Annotated in this window: 14 protein-coding genes and 1 riboswitch; of the genes, 6 read left to right on the plus strand and 8 right to left on the minus strand. The window is 50.2% G+C overall.

The window, feature by feature from the left end; genetic code table 11:
* Window positions 1-102 precede the first annotated feature (102 nt).
* Window positions 103-873 (plus strand): DedA family protein, encoded by a 771-nt coding sequence (locus A9B99_RS14890; RefSeq protein WP_064598767.1) that lies wholly within the window; start codon window positions 103-105, stop codon window positions 871-873.
* On the opposite strand, the gene thiQ is transcribed toward A9B99_RS14890, so the two are convergent.
* From thiQ to sgrR, 4 genes are all read right to left on the minus strand, one after another.
* On the minus strand, window positions 870-1,571 hold the full coding sequence (thiQ, locus tag A9B99_RS14895) for a thiamine ABC transporter ATP-binding protein ThiQ (protein ID WP_064598769.1): 702 nt from the start codon (window positions 1,569-1,571) through the stop codon (window positions 870-872). The two genes, A9B99_RS14890 and thiQ, sit on opposite strands and share 4 nt — an antisense overlap.
* Window positions 1,555-3,165 carry a thiamine/thiamine pyrophosphate ABC transporter permease ThiP gene (gene thiP, locus A9B99_RS14900; RefSeq protein ID WP_064598771.1) on the minus strand — a complete coding sequence of 537 codons (1,611 nt, stop codon included), beginning with the start codon at window positions 3,163-3,165 and terminating at the stop codon, window positions 1,555-1,557. Before thiP ends, thiQ begins: the two co-directional genes overlap by 17 nt.
* On the minus strand, window positions 3,141-4,124 hold the full coding sequence (thiB, locus tag A9B99_RS14905; protein WP_064598773.1) for a thiamine ABC transporter substrate binding subunit: 984 nt from the start codon (window positions 4,122-4,124) through the stop codon (window positions 3,141-3,143). The genes thiP and thiB overlap by 25 nt, the downstream gene beginning before the upstream one ends.
* A 31-nt stretch (window positions 4,125-4,155) precedes the next feature.
* Window positions 4,156-4,254, minus strand: a riboswitch (TPP riboswitch).
* Between the two features lie 44 nt (window positions 4,255-4,298).
* Window positions 4,299-5,957 (minus strand): HTH-type transcriptional regulator SgrR, encoded by a 1,659-nt coding sequence (gene sgrR / locus A9B99_RS14910; RefSeq protein ID WP_064598775.1) that lies wholly within the window; start codon window positions 5,955-5,957, stop codon window positions 4,299-4,301.
* An 86-nt stretch (window positions 5,958-6,043) separates the two neighbouring features.
* Between sgrR and sgrT the strand changes: the two genes are divergently transcribed.
* A complete protein-coding gene (gene sgrT / locus A9B99_RS14915; RefSeq protein ID WP_064598777.1) occupies window positions 6,044-6,226 on the plus strand; it encodes a glucose uptake inhibitor SgrT in 183 nt (60 codons plus the stop codon).
* A 115-nt stretch (window positions 6,227-6,341) separates the two neighbouring features.
* A complete protein-coding gene (locus A9B99_RS14920; RefSeq protein ID WP_064598779.1) occupies window positions 6,342-7,520 on the plus strand; it encodes an MFS transporter in 1,179 nt (392 codons plus the stop codon).
* An 84-nt stretch (window positions 7,521-7,604) separates the two neighbouring features.
* Here A9B99_RS14920 and leuD read toward each other — a convergent pair whose 3' ends face one another.
* From leuD to leuA, 4 genes are read right to left on the minus strand one after another with little or no spacing between them, the layout of a single operon-like run.
* The gene (leuD, locus tag A9B99_RS14925) at window positions 7,605-8,210 is read right to left on the minus strand and encodes a 3-isopropylmalate dehydratase small subunit (protein WP_064598781.1); all 606 of its coding nucleotides are present in this window, start codon (window positions 8,208-8,210) and stop codon (window positions 7,605-7,607) included.
* Window positions 8,211-8,220: 10 nt separating this feature from the next.
* On the minus strand, window positions 8,221-9,621 hold the full coding sequence (gene leuC / locus A9B99_RS14930) for a 3-isopropylmalate dehydratase large subunit (RefSeq protein WP_064598783.1): 1,401 nt from the start codon (window positions 9,619-9,621) through the stop codon (window positions 8,221-8,223).
* A 2-nt stretch (window positions 9,622-9,623) separates the two neighbouring features.
* On the minus strand, window positions 9,624-10,715 hold the full coding sequence (gene leuB, locus A9B99_RS14935; RefSeq protein ID WP_064598785.1) for a 3-isopropylmalate dehydrogenase: 1,092 nt from the start codon (window positions 10,713-10,715) through the stop codon (window positions 9,624-9,626).
* A 1-nt stretch (window position 10,716) separates the two neighbouring features.
* Entirely contained in the window at window positions 10,717-12,288 is a 1,572-nt protein-coding gene (leuA, locus tag A9B99_RS14940; protein ID WP_064598786.1) for a 2-isopropylmalate synthase, read from the minus strand.
* A 554-nt stretch (window positions 12,289-12,842) separates the two neighbouring features.
* Here leuA and leuO point away from each other — a divergent pair.
* From leuO to ilvN, 3 genes are all read left to right on the plus strand, one after another.
* Window positions 12,843-13,784 carry a transcriptional regulator LeuO gene (gene leuO, locus A9B99_RS14945; protein ID WP_064598787.1) on the plus strand — a complete coding sequence of 314 codons (942 nt, stop codon included), beginning with the start codon at window positions 12,843-12,845 and terminating at the stop codon, window positions 13,782-13,784.
* A gap of 327 nt (window positions 13,785-14,111) precedes the next feature.
* The gene (ilvI, locus tag A9B99_RS14950; protein WP_064598788.1) at window positions 14,112-15,836 is read left to right on the plus strand and encodes an acetolactate synthase 3 large subunit; all 1,725 of its coding nucleotides are present in this window, start codon (window positions 14,112-14,114) and stop codon (window positions 15,834-15,836) included.
* A 2-nt stretch (window positions 15,837-15,838) separates the two neighbouring features.
* Window positions 15,839-16,330: an acetolactate synthase small subunit gene (ilvN, locus tag A9B99_RS14955; RefSeq protein WP_064598790.1), complete on the plus strand. Its 492-nt coding sequence runs from the start codon at window positions 15,839-15,841 to the stop codon at window positions 16,328-16,330.
* Window positions 16,331-16,567 lie beyond the last annotated feature (237 nt).

Consider the following 16,567-nt stretch of genomic DNA (forward strand, 5'->3'; position numbering starts at 1 on the left):
AGCCGTCTTTGTTACAACCTCTTAATGTTTCTCGGGGCAGGAATCTTGACCTAATGCTGCCTGCCCCGCAAAATCGCTGTTCGTAAGTCTGACGGACATTTTATGTACGCCTTTGTTGAACAGCTGATAGCCCATTCACTTACCTTCGCACTGGTCATTGTGCTGATGGTCGCTTTTTTTGAATCTCTTGCTCTGGTTGGATTGTTGCTGCCTGGTACGGTCTTTATGGCGGCACTTGGCGCGCTAATCGGCAGTGGTAACTTGCCGTTCTGGTGGGCGTGGGGTGTGGGGATTATTGGTTGCCTGGCCGGGGACTGGGTCTCATTCTGGATTGGCTGGCGCTTTAAACGGCCCCTGCGTAACTGGTCATTTCTGAAAAAATATAAAACGCTGGTGGATAAAACAGAGATGGCATTACACCGGCATAGCACTGTAACTATCTTAATTGGCCGTTTTGTGGGGCCAACACGCCCTCTGGTGCCGATGCTTGCTGGTATGCTGGGGTTGCCTGTTTCCCGTTTTGCCAGAGCCAATATTCCCGGGTGCCTGTTCTGGCCGCCAGTTTATTTTCTGCCGGGTATCCTGGCAGGAGCGGCAATTGATATTCCCACAGGTGAGAATACTGGGCATTTTCAGTGGTTATTGCTGGTTGCAGCGGTTGTAACCTGGCTTGCATTATGGCTGAACTGGCGTTTATGGCGCAGTGAGCGTAAACCATCTGGCGAGATCCCTGAAGGCCGGTTACCGCGGGAGCGGTTAATGTGGCTTGCTCCCCTGGCATCGGTTTGCTGCCTGGCACTGGTGTTTCTGTTGGTTCGCCACCCCCTGATGCCGGTTTATGCCCGCATCTTGCACCAGGTTATTTTCGGCTAGTTTTGGGAAATCCCAAGTAACCCGGCGGCAGGAGACGAACCGTCGCTCAGCGACTGAGTTGGCCCATCCCAGACAATTCGGCCATCAGCCACTACCAGGCTGCGTGGTGTAATGCGTGCAGCATCATCCAGGTTATGTGAAACCATCATCAGCGTGATTTTCTGGCTCTCACAAACTGATTCCACCAGCGCCAGCATTTCCTGGCGCAATGCCGGATCCAGAGCAGAGAAAGGTTCATCCAGCAGCAGAACTGGCTGAGCACGCAACAAACAACGGGCCAGAGCAGCGCGCTGGCGTTGCCCGCCAGATAATTGCGCTGGCAGTCGGTCCAGTAGATCACTAATTGCCATTTTGTGGGCAATCTCTTCCAGTGCTGTTTTTTGTGCTGTTGTGAGTTTCATTCCCGGGTGCAGCCCCAGGCCAATATTTTGCCGGATGGTGAGGTGGCTGAATAAGTTGTTGTCCTGAAACAGCATAGAGACCGGGCGGTGCGCTGGCGGCGTCCGGGTATGGTTTTGCTGGTTAAGGGTGATAGTGCCACTGTCTGGTCTGAGAAAACCAGCAATCAGACTCAATAACGTACTTTTCCCGGCCCCGCTGGGGCCCAGCACGGCAACGCGTTCTCCCGCAGCCAGTGTTACGTTAAAACGCATAGGCAGGTGCTGGTAAATCCAGGTGACGTCAGTGAGTGTTAGCATGGTGTTTAGCGGTATTCTCTATCAAAGTGAACAGCAAGAAGCAGAGTAACAGCATCAGCATAGCGGTAACCGCACCATCATTACTCCGGTAGGCCCCTATTTGTTGGTAGAGGTAAAAAGGCAGGGTGCGAAAATCGTCACTGCCAAACAAAGCGACAACACCAAAATCCCCCAGTGATAATACGCAGGCAAAAGCCAGGGCCTGAGCACAGGGGCGTTTCAGTGCCCGTAATTCCACCCAACGAAGGCGGTTAATACCCCTGATATCCAGGTGCTGGCAGAGCCGGTTATATCGGCTGGCAATATCATAAAATGGGCTTTCCAGCACTTTCATGGCATAGGGGATTGCCATCAATGCATTAGTAAAAATCACAATACCATCAGCCCGTTCAGGTAACCCGGTTGTGCTGTTTAATAGTAAGAAAAAACCTGTAGCCAGCACGATTCCGGGCATGGCGAGAATCAGTAAGCCACTCAGCTCCATGGCTTGTGCCGGGCGTTGATGCTGACGCAAACGGAGCTCCCGGCTGCTCCACAGCAGCATTGTGGTCAGGCATAAGCACACAATGCCTGCCGCACAGGCAATGCGAACCGAGGTGAGTAGCGCAGACCACAACGCTGGCTGATGAAAAATAACCATCGGGTTGTTGACCAGCCCGTCTGCAATAACGGCCATAAGCGGTGGCAACAGTAGCAGTAATGCCAGAATGATCACCGCGCTATCCAGTACCCGGGCTGCCAGGTTGTCCTGTGGATCCCGCCAGGTTGCATTCTGGCTCTCTCCGGGAGAAAAAGCCTGAGTCATTTTTTGGCTCAATAAGACAAGGCCAAAACAGCACAACATCTGGATCAGTGCCAGGCAGGCGGCTTTGGCGGGATCAAAATCAAAACTCAGTGCCTGGTAAATAGCCAGCTCAATGGTTGTAGCTTGTGGGCCGCCACCCAATGCCAGTACCGTGGCAAAACTGGCGAAACACAGCATAAAGATGAGTGCGCCTGCTGGAAATATCTGGCGTTGCATCCAGGGCCACTCTACCAGGCGGAAAAAGTACCAGCCGCGCATATTCAGTTGTGCGGCAAGTAGCCGCTGTTCAACAGGGATATTTTCCAAAGACTGGAGCAGCAAACGCGTGGCTAAAGGCAGATTAAAAAAGACATGGGCCAGCAAAATACCCTGCAGCCCATAAGGCGTGAATGACCACTTCAGACCTGACAATTCAAAAACAGTGCTTAACCAGCCTTCGCGGCCATATACACTCAGAATCCCAAAGACGGCTACCAGGACGGGCAAAACCAGTGTCATGGCACATAAACGCAGTAAGAGTTGCCGGCCTGGGAAACGACGACGGTAGAGTGCTCGCGCCAGTAATATTGCAGGGAGAACAGACAGCAAGGCAGACAAAGAAGCCTGGAAGAACGAAAACCTCACCACATGCCACAACCATGGGTCGTGTAGCAGTGCGCTGTAGTCTGTCTGTGGCGCATGTAGCCATAAAGCGCCAAAAGCCGCCAGAGCGACAATGCAAATCGCTCCGGCGGCTATCAGGCCGGGCCATAACCAGCCCGGAATTAATGGCTGACGGCTTGCTGCCATTGGCTAATCCATGCTGCCCGGTTTTGTTCTACCTGTTCAGGCGTAAACACCAGGCTGGTGGTGGGTTTAACCAGTTGATTAAAGGCTTCCGGAACCGCTACATGGCTTACCGGATACATCCAGTTGCCAGTGGGGATTGTTTTTTGGAACGCATCAGAAACCATAAACTGCATAAACTGCTTCGCCAGTTCCGGGTGCGGACTGTTGGCAAGGCGGGCAGCGACTTCCACCTGCATATACTGCCCTTCGCTGAAACCTGCGGCCGCATAATTATCTTTTTTCTCTTCAATAATGTGATACGCCGGTGATGTGGTGTAACTCAGAACCAGGTCGCTCTCACCCTTGAGGAATAGCCCATAAGCTTCACTCCAGCCTTTGGTTACTGTCACTGTCTTTTTAGCCAGTTTTTGCCAGGCTTCCGGTGCCTTGTCGCCGTAGACCTTTTGCATCCACAGCAACAGCCCCAGGCCAGGTGTACTGGTTCGTGGGTCTTCATAAATCACTTTCCACTGCTGTGGGCTTTCAACCAGTTCTTTCAGGCTGTGTGGTGGGTTGTGCAGTTTGTTCTTGTCGTAGACAAATGCAAAATAACCATAATCAAAAGGGATAAATGTATCGTCTGACCAGCCGCCAGGTAAGGCCAACGGAGGCAGGGTGATATCTGCTTTGGCAAACAGCCCGGTGTGACGGGCGGCAGTTATCAGGTTATTATCAAGACCCAGGACAATGTCTGCTTTGCTTTTTTTCCCTTCCATACGCACGCGGTTGAGCAGTGATACGCCGTCTTCCAGCGCAACATATTTCAGATCGCAACCGCATTGTGCTTCAAAGGCTTTCTTGATTGCCGGGCCAGGGCCCCAGTCAGCAGAAAATGAGTCGTAGGTATAAACGGTGAGAGTAGGTTTAGCGAGGACAGGCGCAGCGGCCAGTACCAGTAGAGCCAGTAATTTTTTTAACACTTTGCACTCCTGAAAAAGGGTGGCAAAGGATTTTGAGAACGGCCTCAAATCCCTTCGCCGGCGTTATCCGGATCAGGTTCGACGGGTATTATCTCAGCGCCTGGTATCCAGGGCACCCCGTTGAGAACGGCTCATTGTAATGATTTGCCTGGCATTATTAAAGAACATGTTGGGTTAGTTTTCTGGTGGCGCAAACCAGGCGGATTTGAAGTCGAACCACCCCAGCGTATTCATCCGCAACCCCCGCATGCTGCGCTGCCCCTGAATAGTGAGCCAGTGGTGAATCAGTGGCAGTATATGTTGTTGTTCGACACACTGGCGTGCCCACCGGGCCGCATTCAGCTCGCCTGTGCGCCATTGCTGGTGGGCTTCTTTCATGGCGATACCCAACCCTTTGCTCAGCAGGGGAATTTCGTACAGATGAGCAAAGACCGAGTAATCCAGCGGCAGTGTGAAATTGGCGCTGTTAAGCCAAATATCGCTGTGCACATCGCCATTAAACCAGTCGTTATAGCTGATTTCCTGTATCACCAGGTGGATGCCGTGTTGTGCCAGGCGTTTACTGATAATGTCGCTCAGTGTGCGGTGTTCTATGTGGTCGGCATAAAATGTGAGCGTAAGGCTGGTCAGGCCTTCTGGTTTGCCACACTCCGTGTTGGCTGGAGTGTGGTGCCAGCGGGGCAGTAAACCCCAGGCTGGAAACCACAGGCGATGATATTGAGGGCCGCTGTCGGCCAGAATATTTACGGGTGAAAGCACCTGGCTCAGCCATGCCCTTACATGCGGGTTTGCGCCATGTTTTGAGCGCTGGTCAAACAACAGGTAATAGCAGCCTTCTTCCAGGCGGCTTTCTTCGGCTTTTTCACTCTGGCTGCCATCTTCGAGAAATACACCACAGCTCATGTCTTCACCGATTTCGGGCAACACCCAAATATTGACTTCATCAATCAGCGCGCGGAAGCCAAAATAGTCATCAAATGCCTGAATACTGAGCTGGCTGGTATTATTGCGTGTAACAGAATAAGGCCCGGTTCCTGTTGGATGAGTGGAAAAATGCGGCAATGACTCCCATTCCCGGGGCAAAATCATCGCGGAAACCCCCGCCATCAACCAGGGCAGCCAGTTATCAGGCTCGTGAAGTATGATATCCAGCGTCCAGTTGGTCGGCGAGGATATACGGGCAATATGCTCATACAAAGGTTGCTGGTTAACCCGGTTCAGCGAATACAGTACATCGGCCATTTCGAGTTCACGCCCGTGGTGAAAATGTACTCCGGGACGTAAAAAAAAGCGCCAGTGGCAAGGTGATAATTGCTGCCAGTGGTGAGCAATGTCTGCTTCCAGTTCCCCATTTTCCTCATTTATTCGCGTCAGCCCATTGAATATTTGCCGCACAATATGAGTTTCGGAACGGCGCAGTGGTGTGCCGGGTAATAAATTCAGCAGTGGGCGATAATAAAGAACCCGCAGAATATGGCGCCCCTGGCGGAAGCTGCGCCCCAGGTGTGAGAGCAACATCTTTTTGACTTCATCTTTATCGCCAACGATTTGTACCAGTTGGTCAACCCTGTCCTGCTCCAGTAAGTCTTCCGCCCGCTGTTGCTGAAGAGATAAACCCGTATAGATAAATGCCAGCTGTGAACGTTTGCCGCGCCCGGCCTCTGCTTCCCATGTCAGCCAGCCTTTTGCCTGCATGGCATTGAGCAGAGTACGCATATGGCGCCGCGAGCAATTGAGCAGGGTGGAAAGATCATGCAGCGTTGTGGACTGAGGCTGGCCGTCACAACATTGCCATAACCGGATGAACTGCTGCTGCAAGCGTGTTGATGCCATAAAAGAGGAACTCCGGACGAAAACTCATCAATTTATCTTTCCCTATATTACGCCAATACTGTTTCGTGATGAAAGCGAGGTGACTTATGAAGCGTTCCTTTGCAGAGCAGTTTTATTTGGCTTTTTTTACTGCAACACGGCGTGTTTCTGGTTCATGGCTGGCCTGCCTTGACCCTCAACAGCGTGTGCAGATGCTTGATGAACTCATGCAGTGGCAGTGTTCGTATCCTTGTGTTTGGCACAGACATCATCGTTCTCATCAAGTGTGACTGAGTATTGGTGCTTTTAACCAACCAGCGGCAATCGTGCTGCTGGTTTTTTTCGTTTAAAATCTACCCGGCTATGGGCGTTTTGTTCACAGGAAATAATAAAAGGACCTATGAGATGCATTGGCTGATTACGCAGGGAAGGCATTTAAACTCGGTATTACTGGCGTTTATGGCTGTCGCGTTCATGCTGGGGGTGGCAGGCGCGCTGCAGGCACCCACACTAAGTTTGTTTCTGAGCAAAGAAGTAGGGGTGACCTCATTCTGGGTCGGCCTGTTTTACACAGTCAATGCTGTGGCAGGTATTGCGGTCAGCATGATTCTGGCAAAACGTTCAGACCGGACGGGCGATCGCCGTAAACTCATTATTTTCTGTTGTCTGATGGCCGTCGCCAACAGTCTGGTTTTCGCCTTCAATCGCCATTACCTCACGCTGATAACCCTTGGTGTCTTTCTTGCCGCGCTGGCCAATACCACCATGCCACAAATTTTTGCTCTGGCGCGCGAATACGCGGATAACTCAGCCAGAGAAGTAGTGATGTTTAGTTCTATTATGCGTGCCCAGCTTTCACTGGCCTGGGTGATAGGCCCGCCGTTATCATTTATGCTGGCGTTGAAATTTGGTTTTACCACCATGTTTTTATCTGCCGCGGGTATTTTTGTTGTTGGAGCATTACTGGTGACATTTTGCCTGCCTTCTGTCCCCCGGGTATTTGGCCCGGAGAACCAGGCCGTTGCGGCCGTCAGTGGCTGGAAAAAACCCAATGTGCGGCGGTTATTTATAGCTTCTATGCTGATGTGGACCTGCAACACGATGTATATCATTGACATGCCGTTATGGATAACCAGTGTTCTTGGGTTGCCCGAAGCACTGGCTGGTGCATTAATGGGGACGGCAGCGGGTCTTGAAATACCGGCAATGATCCTTGCTGGCATGGTTGTAAAGCGTATTGGTAAACGCCGGATGATGGTGCTCGCTGTTGCTGCCGGGGTGGTATTCTATGGCGGGTTATTGCTGTTCCCTACACGTAATGCTTTGATTGTATTGCAACTGTTTAACGCGATTTTTATCGGGATTGTGGCAGGTATCGGTATGCTCTGGTTTCAGGATCTGATGCCCGGGAAAGCGGGGTCCGCCACTACCCTGTTCACTAACAGTATTTCTACCGGTGTGATCCTCGCAGGGGTATTACAGGGTTCACTGGCGCAGCAGTTTGGCCACGGGAGTGTCTACTGGGGTATTCTGGTGTTGAGTATTCTGGCCCTGGGACTGACCTGCCGGGTAAAAGATGTGTGAGCGGTTGTGCCGGGTTACAGGCAGGCAATGGCACCATCAACCATCAGGAGCCATTGCCTGTATTACTGTTTATACCTGTAAGGCTTAACGCATAAACGCAGGCTGGTTAGTTTCGTAAGCCGCGATAGCATCTTCATGCTGTAACGTCAGGCCAATGCTGTCCAGCCCGTTCAGCATGCAATGACGGCGGAAACCATCAATGCTGAATGACCAGGTTTTATCACCCGCCTGAACAGTTTGCGCTTCCAAATCCACTGTGAATGTCATGCCCGGGTTTTCCTGCACCATGGTGAACAGGGTATCGACATCCTGCTCACTCAGGGCAACGGGCAACAGTTGGTTGTTGAATGAGTTGCCATAAAAGATATCGGCGAAGCTCGGGGCAATAACAACTTTGAAGCCGTAATCGGTCAGTGCCCAGGGCGCATGTTCACGGGACGAGCCGCAACCAAAGTTCTCACGAGCCAGCAGAATAGACGCGCCCTTATAAACCGGTTTGTTCAGCACAAAGTCCGGGTTGGGCTCCTGGCCTTTATCATCCAGAAAGCGCCAGTCATTAAACAGGTGTGCACCAAAGCCGGTGCGGGTTACCTTCTGCAAAAATTGTTTGGGAATAATTGCATCGGTATCGACATTTGCCGCGTCTAACGGGACCACAATGCCTGTGTGACAAACAAATTTCTCAGCCATGGTTTTCCCCTTATTTCAGTGTGCGGATATCAGCAAAGTGACCGGCAATGGCTGCCGCTGCAGCCATTGCCGGGCTAACCAGGTGAGTACGCCCACCGCGTCCCTGGCGACCTTCAAAGTTACGGTTACTGGTGGATGCACAACGTTCGCCGGGATTCAGGCGGTCATTGTTCATTGCCAGGCACATTGAGCAGCCAGGTAAGCGCCATTCAAAACCGGCTTCAAGGAAGATTTTGTCCAGACCTTCGGCTTCAGCCTGCGCTTTAACCGGGCCAGAGCCTGGCACAACCATGGCAACCACACCCGGAGCCACTTTATGGCCTTGTGCAACTGCTGCGGCAGCGCGCAGGTCTTCGATACGTGAATTAGTGCATGAGCCGATAAAGACTTTATCAATAGCGACTTCAGTCAGAGGTATGCCAGACTTCAGCCCCATATAAGCCAGCGCTTTTTCGGCGGACGCTCGCTCGACCGGGTCAGAAAAGCTTTCTGGCGCCGGGATGTTATCGGTAATAGAAATGACCTGACCTGGGTTGGTACCCCAGGTAACCTGAGGTGCGATTTCCGCTGCATCCAGGGTCACTATGGTGTCAAATTGCGCACCGTCGTCGGTTTTCAGGGTGCGCCACCAGGCTACTGCGGCATCCCAGTCTTTTTCTGTGGGAGCAAACTGGCGGCCTTTAACATAATTGAAGGTGGTGTCATCCGGCGCAACCAGCCCGGCTTTGGCACCCATTTCAATCGCCATGTTACACAGTGTCATACGGCCTTCCATGCTTAAGGCTTCAATGGCTGCGCCACAAAATTCAACAACGTGACCGGTGCCACCAGCACTGCCAGTTTTGCCAATAATCGCCAGAACAATATCTTTCGCGGTAATACCTGGAGCCGCCTGGCCGGTTACTTCAATTTTCATGGTTTTGGCGCGGCCTTGTTTCAGCGTTTGTGTCGCCAGAACATGCTCAACTTCTGAGGTACCAATACCAAACGCCAGTGCACCAAATGCGCCGTGGGTAGCTGTGTGGGAATCGCCGCAAACAATCGTCATCCCGGGCAGTGTAATCCCTTGCTCTGGGCCCATAACATGGACAATCCCCTGGAATGCATGATTCAGGTCGTACAGTTCCACGCCAAACTCTTTACAGTTTTTCATCAACTCCTGCATCTGAATGCGGGCCATTTCGCCACTGGCGTTGATGTCTTTAGTTTGAGTGGAGACGTTGTGATCCATCGTGGCAAATGTCTTACCCGGCTGGCGCACCTGGCGCCCATGGGCGCGCAGACCATCAAAAGCTTGTGGTGACGTGACTTCATGCACCAGGTGACGGTCAATATACAGTAATGGGGTTTCACCCTGGGCTTCGTAAACGATGTGTGCATCGAATAACTTTTGATATAACGTTTTTGCCATGATTACACCCCCTGGGCTACATAGTGGGCAATTTTATCGCCCATTTCATCGGTACCCAGCGCAATAGTATCCCGTGCCAGGTCTGCTGTGCGGAAACCTTCTTCCAGAACACGATTGACCGCATTTTCAATTGCTGTTGCTGCATCATTTGCATCCAGGCTGTAGCGGAGCAGTAATGACAACGAGAGGATCTGAGCAATTGGGTTGGCGATATTTTTGCCAGCGATGTCAGGCGCAGAACCCCCTGCGGGTTCGTATAAACCAAATCCTTCTTCATTCAGACTGGCGGAAGGCAGCATACCCATAGACCCGGTTATCATGGCACACTCGTCAGACAGAATGTCGCCAAACAGGTTTGAGCACAGCAATACATCGAATTGTGCCGGGTCTTTGATTAACTGCATGGTGGCGTTATCGATATACATATGCGACAGCTTCACATCCGGGTAAGACTGTGCAATTTCAGTCACGATTTCACGCCACATGACTGAGGTTTGCAGCACGTTAGCCTTATCAATAGAGGTGACAATACCGCGGCGTTTGCGTGCAGATTCAAAAGCAATACGGGCAATGCGCTCAATTTCAAAGCGATAATACACTTCGGTATCAAATGCTTTTTCATGAACACCGCTACCTTCACGGCCTTTTGGCTGACCAAAGTAGATGCCGCCAGTTAGTTCACGCACACACAGGATATCAAAGCCTTTTTGCGCAATGTCTTCACGCAGCGGACAAAAACTTTCCAGCCCGGCGTATAATTTAGCCGGACGCAGGTTGCTGAATAATTTGAAGTGTTTACGTAAGGGCAATAATGCGCCACGTTCAGGTTGTTCCGCAGGGGGCAGATGTTCCCATTTCGGCCCACCAACTGAACCAAATAAAACAGCATCAGCCTGTTCGCAACCTTCAATTGTTGCTGTAGGGAGCGGGGTGCCGTGGCGGTCAATCGCCGCGCCGCCGACATCATATTCACTGGTGGTAATCTGTAAATCAAAACGATGGCGGACAGCTTCCAGTACCTTCATTGCCTGAGCCATGACCTCAGGGCCAATACCATCTCCGGGTAAAACTGCAATATGATGATTCTTTGACATGTCACATGGTTTCCTGGTTGTGTTCTTTATTTTGTGCTTTGCGTTGCAATTCTTTTTCGACTTCACCGGCGCGCCAGATGCTGTTCAGCACATGAACCATCGCTTTGGCAGAAGATTCGACAATATCTGTCGCGAGGCCCACACCGTGGAAACGACGGCCATTATGGTTAACGACAATATCTACCTGGCCCAGCGCGTCTTTACCCTGACCTTTGGCACTTAACTGATATTTCACCAGTTCAATGTCGTATTCAGAAATGCGGTTGATTGCCTGGTAGACGGCATCGACCGGACCGTTACCTGTCGCGGCTTCTGCTTTTTCTTCTTCACCACAAAATAATTTGACCGAAGCGGTAGCCATCACACGGGAGCCAGACTGGACACTAAAGTAATCCAGACGGAAGTGTTCGGGCTCTTCTTGTTGTTTATTGATAAATGCCAGCGCTTCCAGGTCGTAATCAAATACCTGGCCTTTTTTATCTGCCAGTTTCAGGAAGGCGGAGTACAGGTTATCCAGGTTGTAATCTGTTTCCTTGTAACCCATTTCTTCCATGCGGTGTTTTACTGCCGCACGCCCTGAGCGTGAAGTCAGGTTTAACTGGATTTGGTTCAGGCCAATGGATTCTGGCGTCATGATTTCGTAGTTTTCGCGGTTCTTCAATACACCATCCTGGTGGATGCCGGAAGAGTGCGCGAAAGCATTTGCGCCAACCACTGCTTTATTCGCTGGAACTGGCATGTTACACAGCTGGCTGACGGTCTGGCTGGTACGCCAGATTTCCTGATGGTTAATGTTGGTGTGCAGGTCGAGCATTTTTTGGCGTACTTTGATAGCCATAATGACTTCTTCCAGCGCACAGTTACCGGCACGTTCACCAATACCATTAATGGTGCCTTCAACCTGACGGGCTCCCGCATGGACAGCGGCCATTGCATTACCTACGGCCAGGCCCAGGTCGTCATGGGTATGTACGGAAATAATCGCTTTATCAATATTTGGTACGCGCTCGTACAGTGAGCTGATGATATTGCCGAATTCATGGGGCAGCGTGTAGCCAACGGTATCAGGAATATTAATCGTGCGGGCTCCGGCGTTGATGGCCGCTTCTACAACGCGCGCCAGGTCGTCAATTGGGGTACGTCCGGCATCTTCACAAGAAAATTCCACGTCATCGGTATAATTACGCGCCCGTTTGACCATATATACCGCGCGTTCAATCACTTCATCCAGAGTGCTGCGCAGCTTGGTAGCGATATGCATTGGCGAAGTGGCAATGAACGTGTGAATACGGAAGGCCTCTGCCACTTTCAGCGCTTCTGCCGCAACATCAATATCTTTTTCAACACAGCGAGCCAGACCACATACTCTGCTGTTTTTGATGCTACGGGCAATGGTCTGAACTGACTCAAAATCACCCGGTGAAGAAACGGGAAAACCAACTTCCATTACATCGATGCCCATACGCTCCAGAGCGAAGGCGATTTGCAGCTTTTCTTTTACACTCAGACTGGCCTGTAACGCCTGTTCACCGTCACGTAAAGTTGTATCGAAAATAACGACTTGCTGGTTCATTGATTCCATCCTGTCTGATTTATTTCGCCATTACGCCGGATATAAAAAAACCCGCGCATTGGCGCGGGTTTAGTTTCTTATGGGGCTTGATTAACCTTAAGCAGCGCCCACCAGTCTACCGCGCACAGTATCTGCGAGAAGTAGTAGAACTAGTAGACGAGCGAAACGTGTCATGTGATCAAACCTCCGTAATCGAATGCATTAAGTGGTAACCGATATAAAACGCCATGTCAACTTTTTGTCTCAGAAGAACGCTTGATTGATGAAAGGTATTAAGGAATTTCCTGGGTGATAATTCTGCTTTTTACCTGATGTTGTATATGGTTGTGCTAAAAGTCACGTTTCTCATGATAGTTTATATTTTTTCCTGGTGGTTTAATGCACGGGAATTTCGTGCAATTTGTTCGGTGATAAATGATTAGTCACCCGGCGAACAACATGCCTGTGCTGTTGAGTAATGTTAATGAATGAAGGAAACGGGGCACAGTCAGAGGGAGACAGATGATGGTCCGGCTTTTGTCATAAAGCGTAAACATTAATTCATGGAGTGAACAATGCCAGAAAAAATTATCATTAAGCGACGGTCCGAGGAAGATATTAATATTCGGTTAAAAGATAAGCTTGATCTGAATTTAATTCCCATTTTTTCGGCTGTTATGCAACGCCGCAATATTACCAAAGCAGCGCAGGTTTTAGGAATGTCGCAACCTGCGGTGAGTAATGCAATCTCAAAGCTGAAGAAGACCTTTGGTGACCCATTGTTTGTGCGCCAGGGGCGGGGGATTGAGCCCACCCTCAGGGCTTTCCAACTGGAGGCTGAGTTTCGCCAGGCACTCTTTTTGATTCATAACGTATTTCCCCCAGCGCATTTCGAGCCTTTTAAAAGTTCACGGACATTTACTTTGGTGCTGCAAAGCCCACTCGACACTTTGTTTTTCACAAAGATTTATCAGTACATTTGTCATCATGCTCCCGGTATTCGGTTGAATGTTCGCTCCAGCGAAAGCAGCTATACCCAGGACGGCAACCATGTTGATTTCACGATTAGTTACGAACCCGTCACAGGGGAAAACATTTTTAACCAGTTGTTATTTGAGGATGAAATGGTTTGTGTGGCAAAGAAGACATGGGGCCAGAATTTATCGTTGATGACGGAATCCGCTTTTTATCGCGCAAGGCACGCTGTGGTCTCTTTAAAAAATAGCGGTTCCTTCAGTGCTATTTGGTATGACACGCCGCTCAAACGCAGTGCAATTGTCCACCAGGGTCAGTGCCTGTTTAGCCTGCTTGAGGTGGTGTCCCGAACGAATCTGGTTGCTATTATGCCAACCTGGATTACCCGGCGCTGGCATAACGGTCCAGAGGTAATTCACTTAACACTTCCTTTACCGGTAAAAAAACGCGCTTGTTATTTAACAGGTTACACAACTAATCTGGATGATCCAGGGTTCCGCTGGATGCTGGATACATTAACCAGAATTTGCCAAAAACCCTGAAATAAGAAAGAAGAGTATTACTGTGCTTTGCTTTTATCGTGCTAAATCACCCGCTGCGTTAACATTTTTTTTATCATTCTATTGTTAACATAATTACTCATAACGCCAGCTTATGGATAGAGTAATAAACCATTGGTGCGTTACTTTATGGTGAATTATCAATGTTGGGTTGCGGGTTCGATGATGAATGGGTATTTGCCTGCTCAATTTTCTCCAGTTATTTTAGAAAGTCTGATAATAATTTTTATAGGTGCAGTGTGCTGCACCCAATGACGAACAGAAATGAATTCTGGCGTCGTGGCGTTAACCACAGCCTGGAGGCAAACCATGGAGATGTTGTCTGGAGCCGAGATGCTTGTCCGATCGCTTATCGATCAGGGCGTGAAGCAAGTATTTGGCTACCCTGGTGGAGCAGTGTTGGATATCTATGATGCACTGCATACCGTTGGTGGAATTGAGCATGTACTGGTTCGCCATGAGCAGGCTGCGGTACACATGGCTGATGGTCTGGCGAGAGCGACAGGCGAGGTGGGGGTGGTTCTGGTCACTTCCGGACCTGGTGCGACAAATGCAATTACAGGTATTGCCACCGCATACATGGATTCTATCCCTTTAGTGGTGCTTTCTGGTCAGGTAGCGAGCTCACTAATAGGTTACGATGCCTTTCAGGAATGCGATATGGTGGGGATCTCTCGCCCTGTAGTCAAACACAGCTTCCTGGTTAAACAAACAGAAGATATTCCTGGGATTCTGAAAAAAGCATTCTGGCTGGCCGCCTCTGGTCGCCCCGGTCCAGTGGTAGTGGATTTACCGAAAGATATTCTTAATCCGGCTAAAAAGTTGCCTTATGTGTGGCCGGACAGCGTCAGTATGCGTTCCTATAACCCAACAACCCAGGGGCACAAAGGGCAGATCAAGCGTGCTCTGCATACGCTGTTAGCGGCGAAAAAACCGGTCTTTTATATCGGCGGTGGCGCGATCACCGCGGGTTGCTCTGACGAAATTAAAACCCTGGCTGAAAACTTAAATGTGCCGGTTGTTTCATCTTTGATGGGGCTGGGGGCATTTCCGGGCACGCATCGCCAGGCGTTGGGTATGTTGGGTATGCATGGTACCTATGAAGCTAATATGACAATGCATAATGCTGATGTGATTTTCGCGGTTGGGGTGCGTTTTGATGACCGAACCACCAACAACCTGGAAAAGTATTGCCCTAATGCCACCGTGTTGCATATTGATATTGACCCGGCCTCTATTTCAAAAACAGTACCAGCAGATATCCCTATTGTTGGTGATGCGAAAGTTGTTCTGCAACAAATGATTGAACTGAGCGGGGCGGAAAAGCAAAGTCAGCCACTGGACGATATCCGTGACTGGTGGCAGCAGATTGAACTCTGGCGGGCGAGACACTGCCTGGAATATGACAAAGCCAGCGATGCCATCAAACCACAGGCGGTGATTGAAGCTGTTTACCAACTGACCCGGGGAGAGGCGTATGTCACCTCTGACGTTGGTCAGCACCAGATGTTTGCCGCTTTGTATTACACCTTCGATAAACCACGTCGCTGGATTAACTCCGGTGGGCTGGGAACTATGGGGTTTGGTTTACCCGCTGCCCTGGGGGTGAAGATGGCTTTGCCTGATGAAACCGTAGTGTGTATTACGGGGGATGGCAGCATCCAGATGAATATTCAGGAGCTGTCTACTGCGCTGCAATACAATTTGCCGGTATTGGTAGTCAACCTGAACAACCGCTTTCTGGGTATGGTTAAACAGTGGCAGGATATGATTTATTCGGGCCGCCATTCCCAGTCTTATATGGCATCTTTGCCTGACTTTGTTCGTCTGGCAGAAGCTTATGGACATATTGGTATTCAGATAACCAAACCCGAAGAACTGACCAGTCAACTTCAGGTGGCTCTGGAGCATGTACAACAAGGCCGGTTAGTCTTTGTCGATGTTTCCGTCGATGGAACAGAACACGTTTACCCAATGCAGATCCGCGGTGGTGGCATGGATGAAATGTGGTTGAGCAAAACGGAGAGAACCTGATTATGCGCCGCATCATATCGGTATTACTTGAAAATGAATCCGGCGCACTGTCGCGCGTTATTGGGTTATTTTCCCAACGTGGCTATAACATCGAAAGCCTGACGGTCGCGCCAACAGAAGACCCGACATTGTCACGCATGACCATTCAAACGGTTGGTGATGAAAAAGTTCTTGAGCAAATTGAAAAGCAATTGCACAAACTTATCGATGTTTTGCGGGTCAACGAATTGAGCCAGGGGCCATGCGTTGAACGAGAAATTATGCTGGTGAAAGTGCAGGCGACAGGCTACGGGCGCGAAGAGGTGAAGCGCAGTACAGAAATCTTTCGTGGGCAAATTATTGATGTCACGCCGTCGTTGTACACCGTCCAGCTTGCCGGTACCAGTGATAAGCTGGACGCATTCCTTGCCACTATTCGTGATGTGGCAAAAATCGTTGAGGTTGTGCGCTCCGGTGTAGTGGGCTTATCGCGCGGTGATAAAATCATGCGCTAAGTGGCTGGTATTGTCACTGTAACCCGGCGCAAGTGCCGGGTTTTTCTTTTTTTTAACACAGTAATGTGAGCCAGAAAAACAATTAAAGGTGTTATTATTGTGCGCGCAACCTTAACAGGATTAATCTATAACCCTGAATTCGGTGTGATATTGCCGTATCAGGCTGTCTGGCAAGTACACTCACTGATGCCGGTTCGGTTGTTCTGTGCGGATTGCTGGTGGTGAGGTATCACCCAT

Origin of the sequence: Mangrovibacter phragmitis (genome assembly GCF_001655675.1) — a bacterium.
GTDB classification, from domain to species: Bacteria; Pseudomonadota; Gammaproteobacteria; order Enterobacterales; family Enterobacteriaceae; genus Mangrovibacter; species Mangrovibacter phragmitis.

Coding starts and splice junctions, on each gene's coding strand:
- leuD (WP_064598781.1), bottom strand. CDS start 8,210: ATGGCTGAGAAATTTGTTTGTCACACAGGCATTGTGGTCCCGTTAGAC.
- ilvI (WP_064598788.1), top strand. CDS start 14,112: ATGGAGATGTTGTCTGGAGCCGAGATGCTTGTCCGATCGCTTATCGAT.
- thiP (WP_064598771.1), bottom strand. CDS start 3,165: ATGGCAGCAAGCCGTCAGCCATTAATTCCGGGCTGGTTATGGCCCGGC.
- leuA (WP_064598786.1), bottom strand. CDS start 12,288: ATGAACCAGCAAGTCGTTATTTTCGATACAACTTTACGTGACGGTGAA.
- A9B99_RS14890 (WP_064598767.1), top strand. CDS start 103: ATGTACGCCTTTGTTGAACAGCTGATAGCCCATTCACTTACCTTCGCA.
- leuO (WP_064598787.1), top strand. CDS start 12,843: ATGCCAGAAAAAATTATCATTAAGCGACGGTCCGAGGAAGATATTAAT.
- sgrR (WP_064598775.1), bottom strand. CDS start 5,957: ATGGCATCAACACGCTTGCAGCAGCAGTTCATCCGGTTATGGCAATGT.
- thiQ (WP_064598769.1), bottom strand. CDS start 1,571: ATGCTAACACTCACTGACGTCACCTGGATTTACCAGCACCTGCCTATG.
- ilvN (WP_064598790.1), top strand. CDS start 15,839: ATGCGCCGCATCATATCGGTATTACTTGAAAATGAATCCGGCGCACTG.
- sgrT (WP_064598777.1), top strand. CDS start 6,044: ATGAAGCGTTCCTTTGCAGAGCAGTTTTATTTGGCTTTTTTTACTGCA.
- leuC (WP_064598783.1), bottom strand. CDS start 9,621: ATGGCAAAAACGTTATATCAAAAGTTATTCGATGCACACATCGTTTAC.
- A9B99_RS14920 (WP_064598779.1), top strand. CDS start 6,342: ATGCATTGGCTGATTACGCAGGGAAGGCATTTAAACTCGGTATTACTG.
- leuB (WP_064598785.1), bottom strand. CDS start 10,715: ATGTCAAAGAATCATCATATTGCAGTTTTACCCGGAGATGGTATTGGC.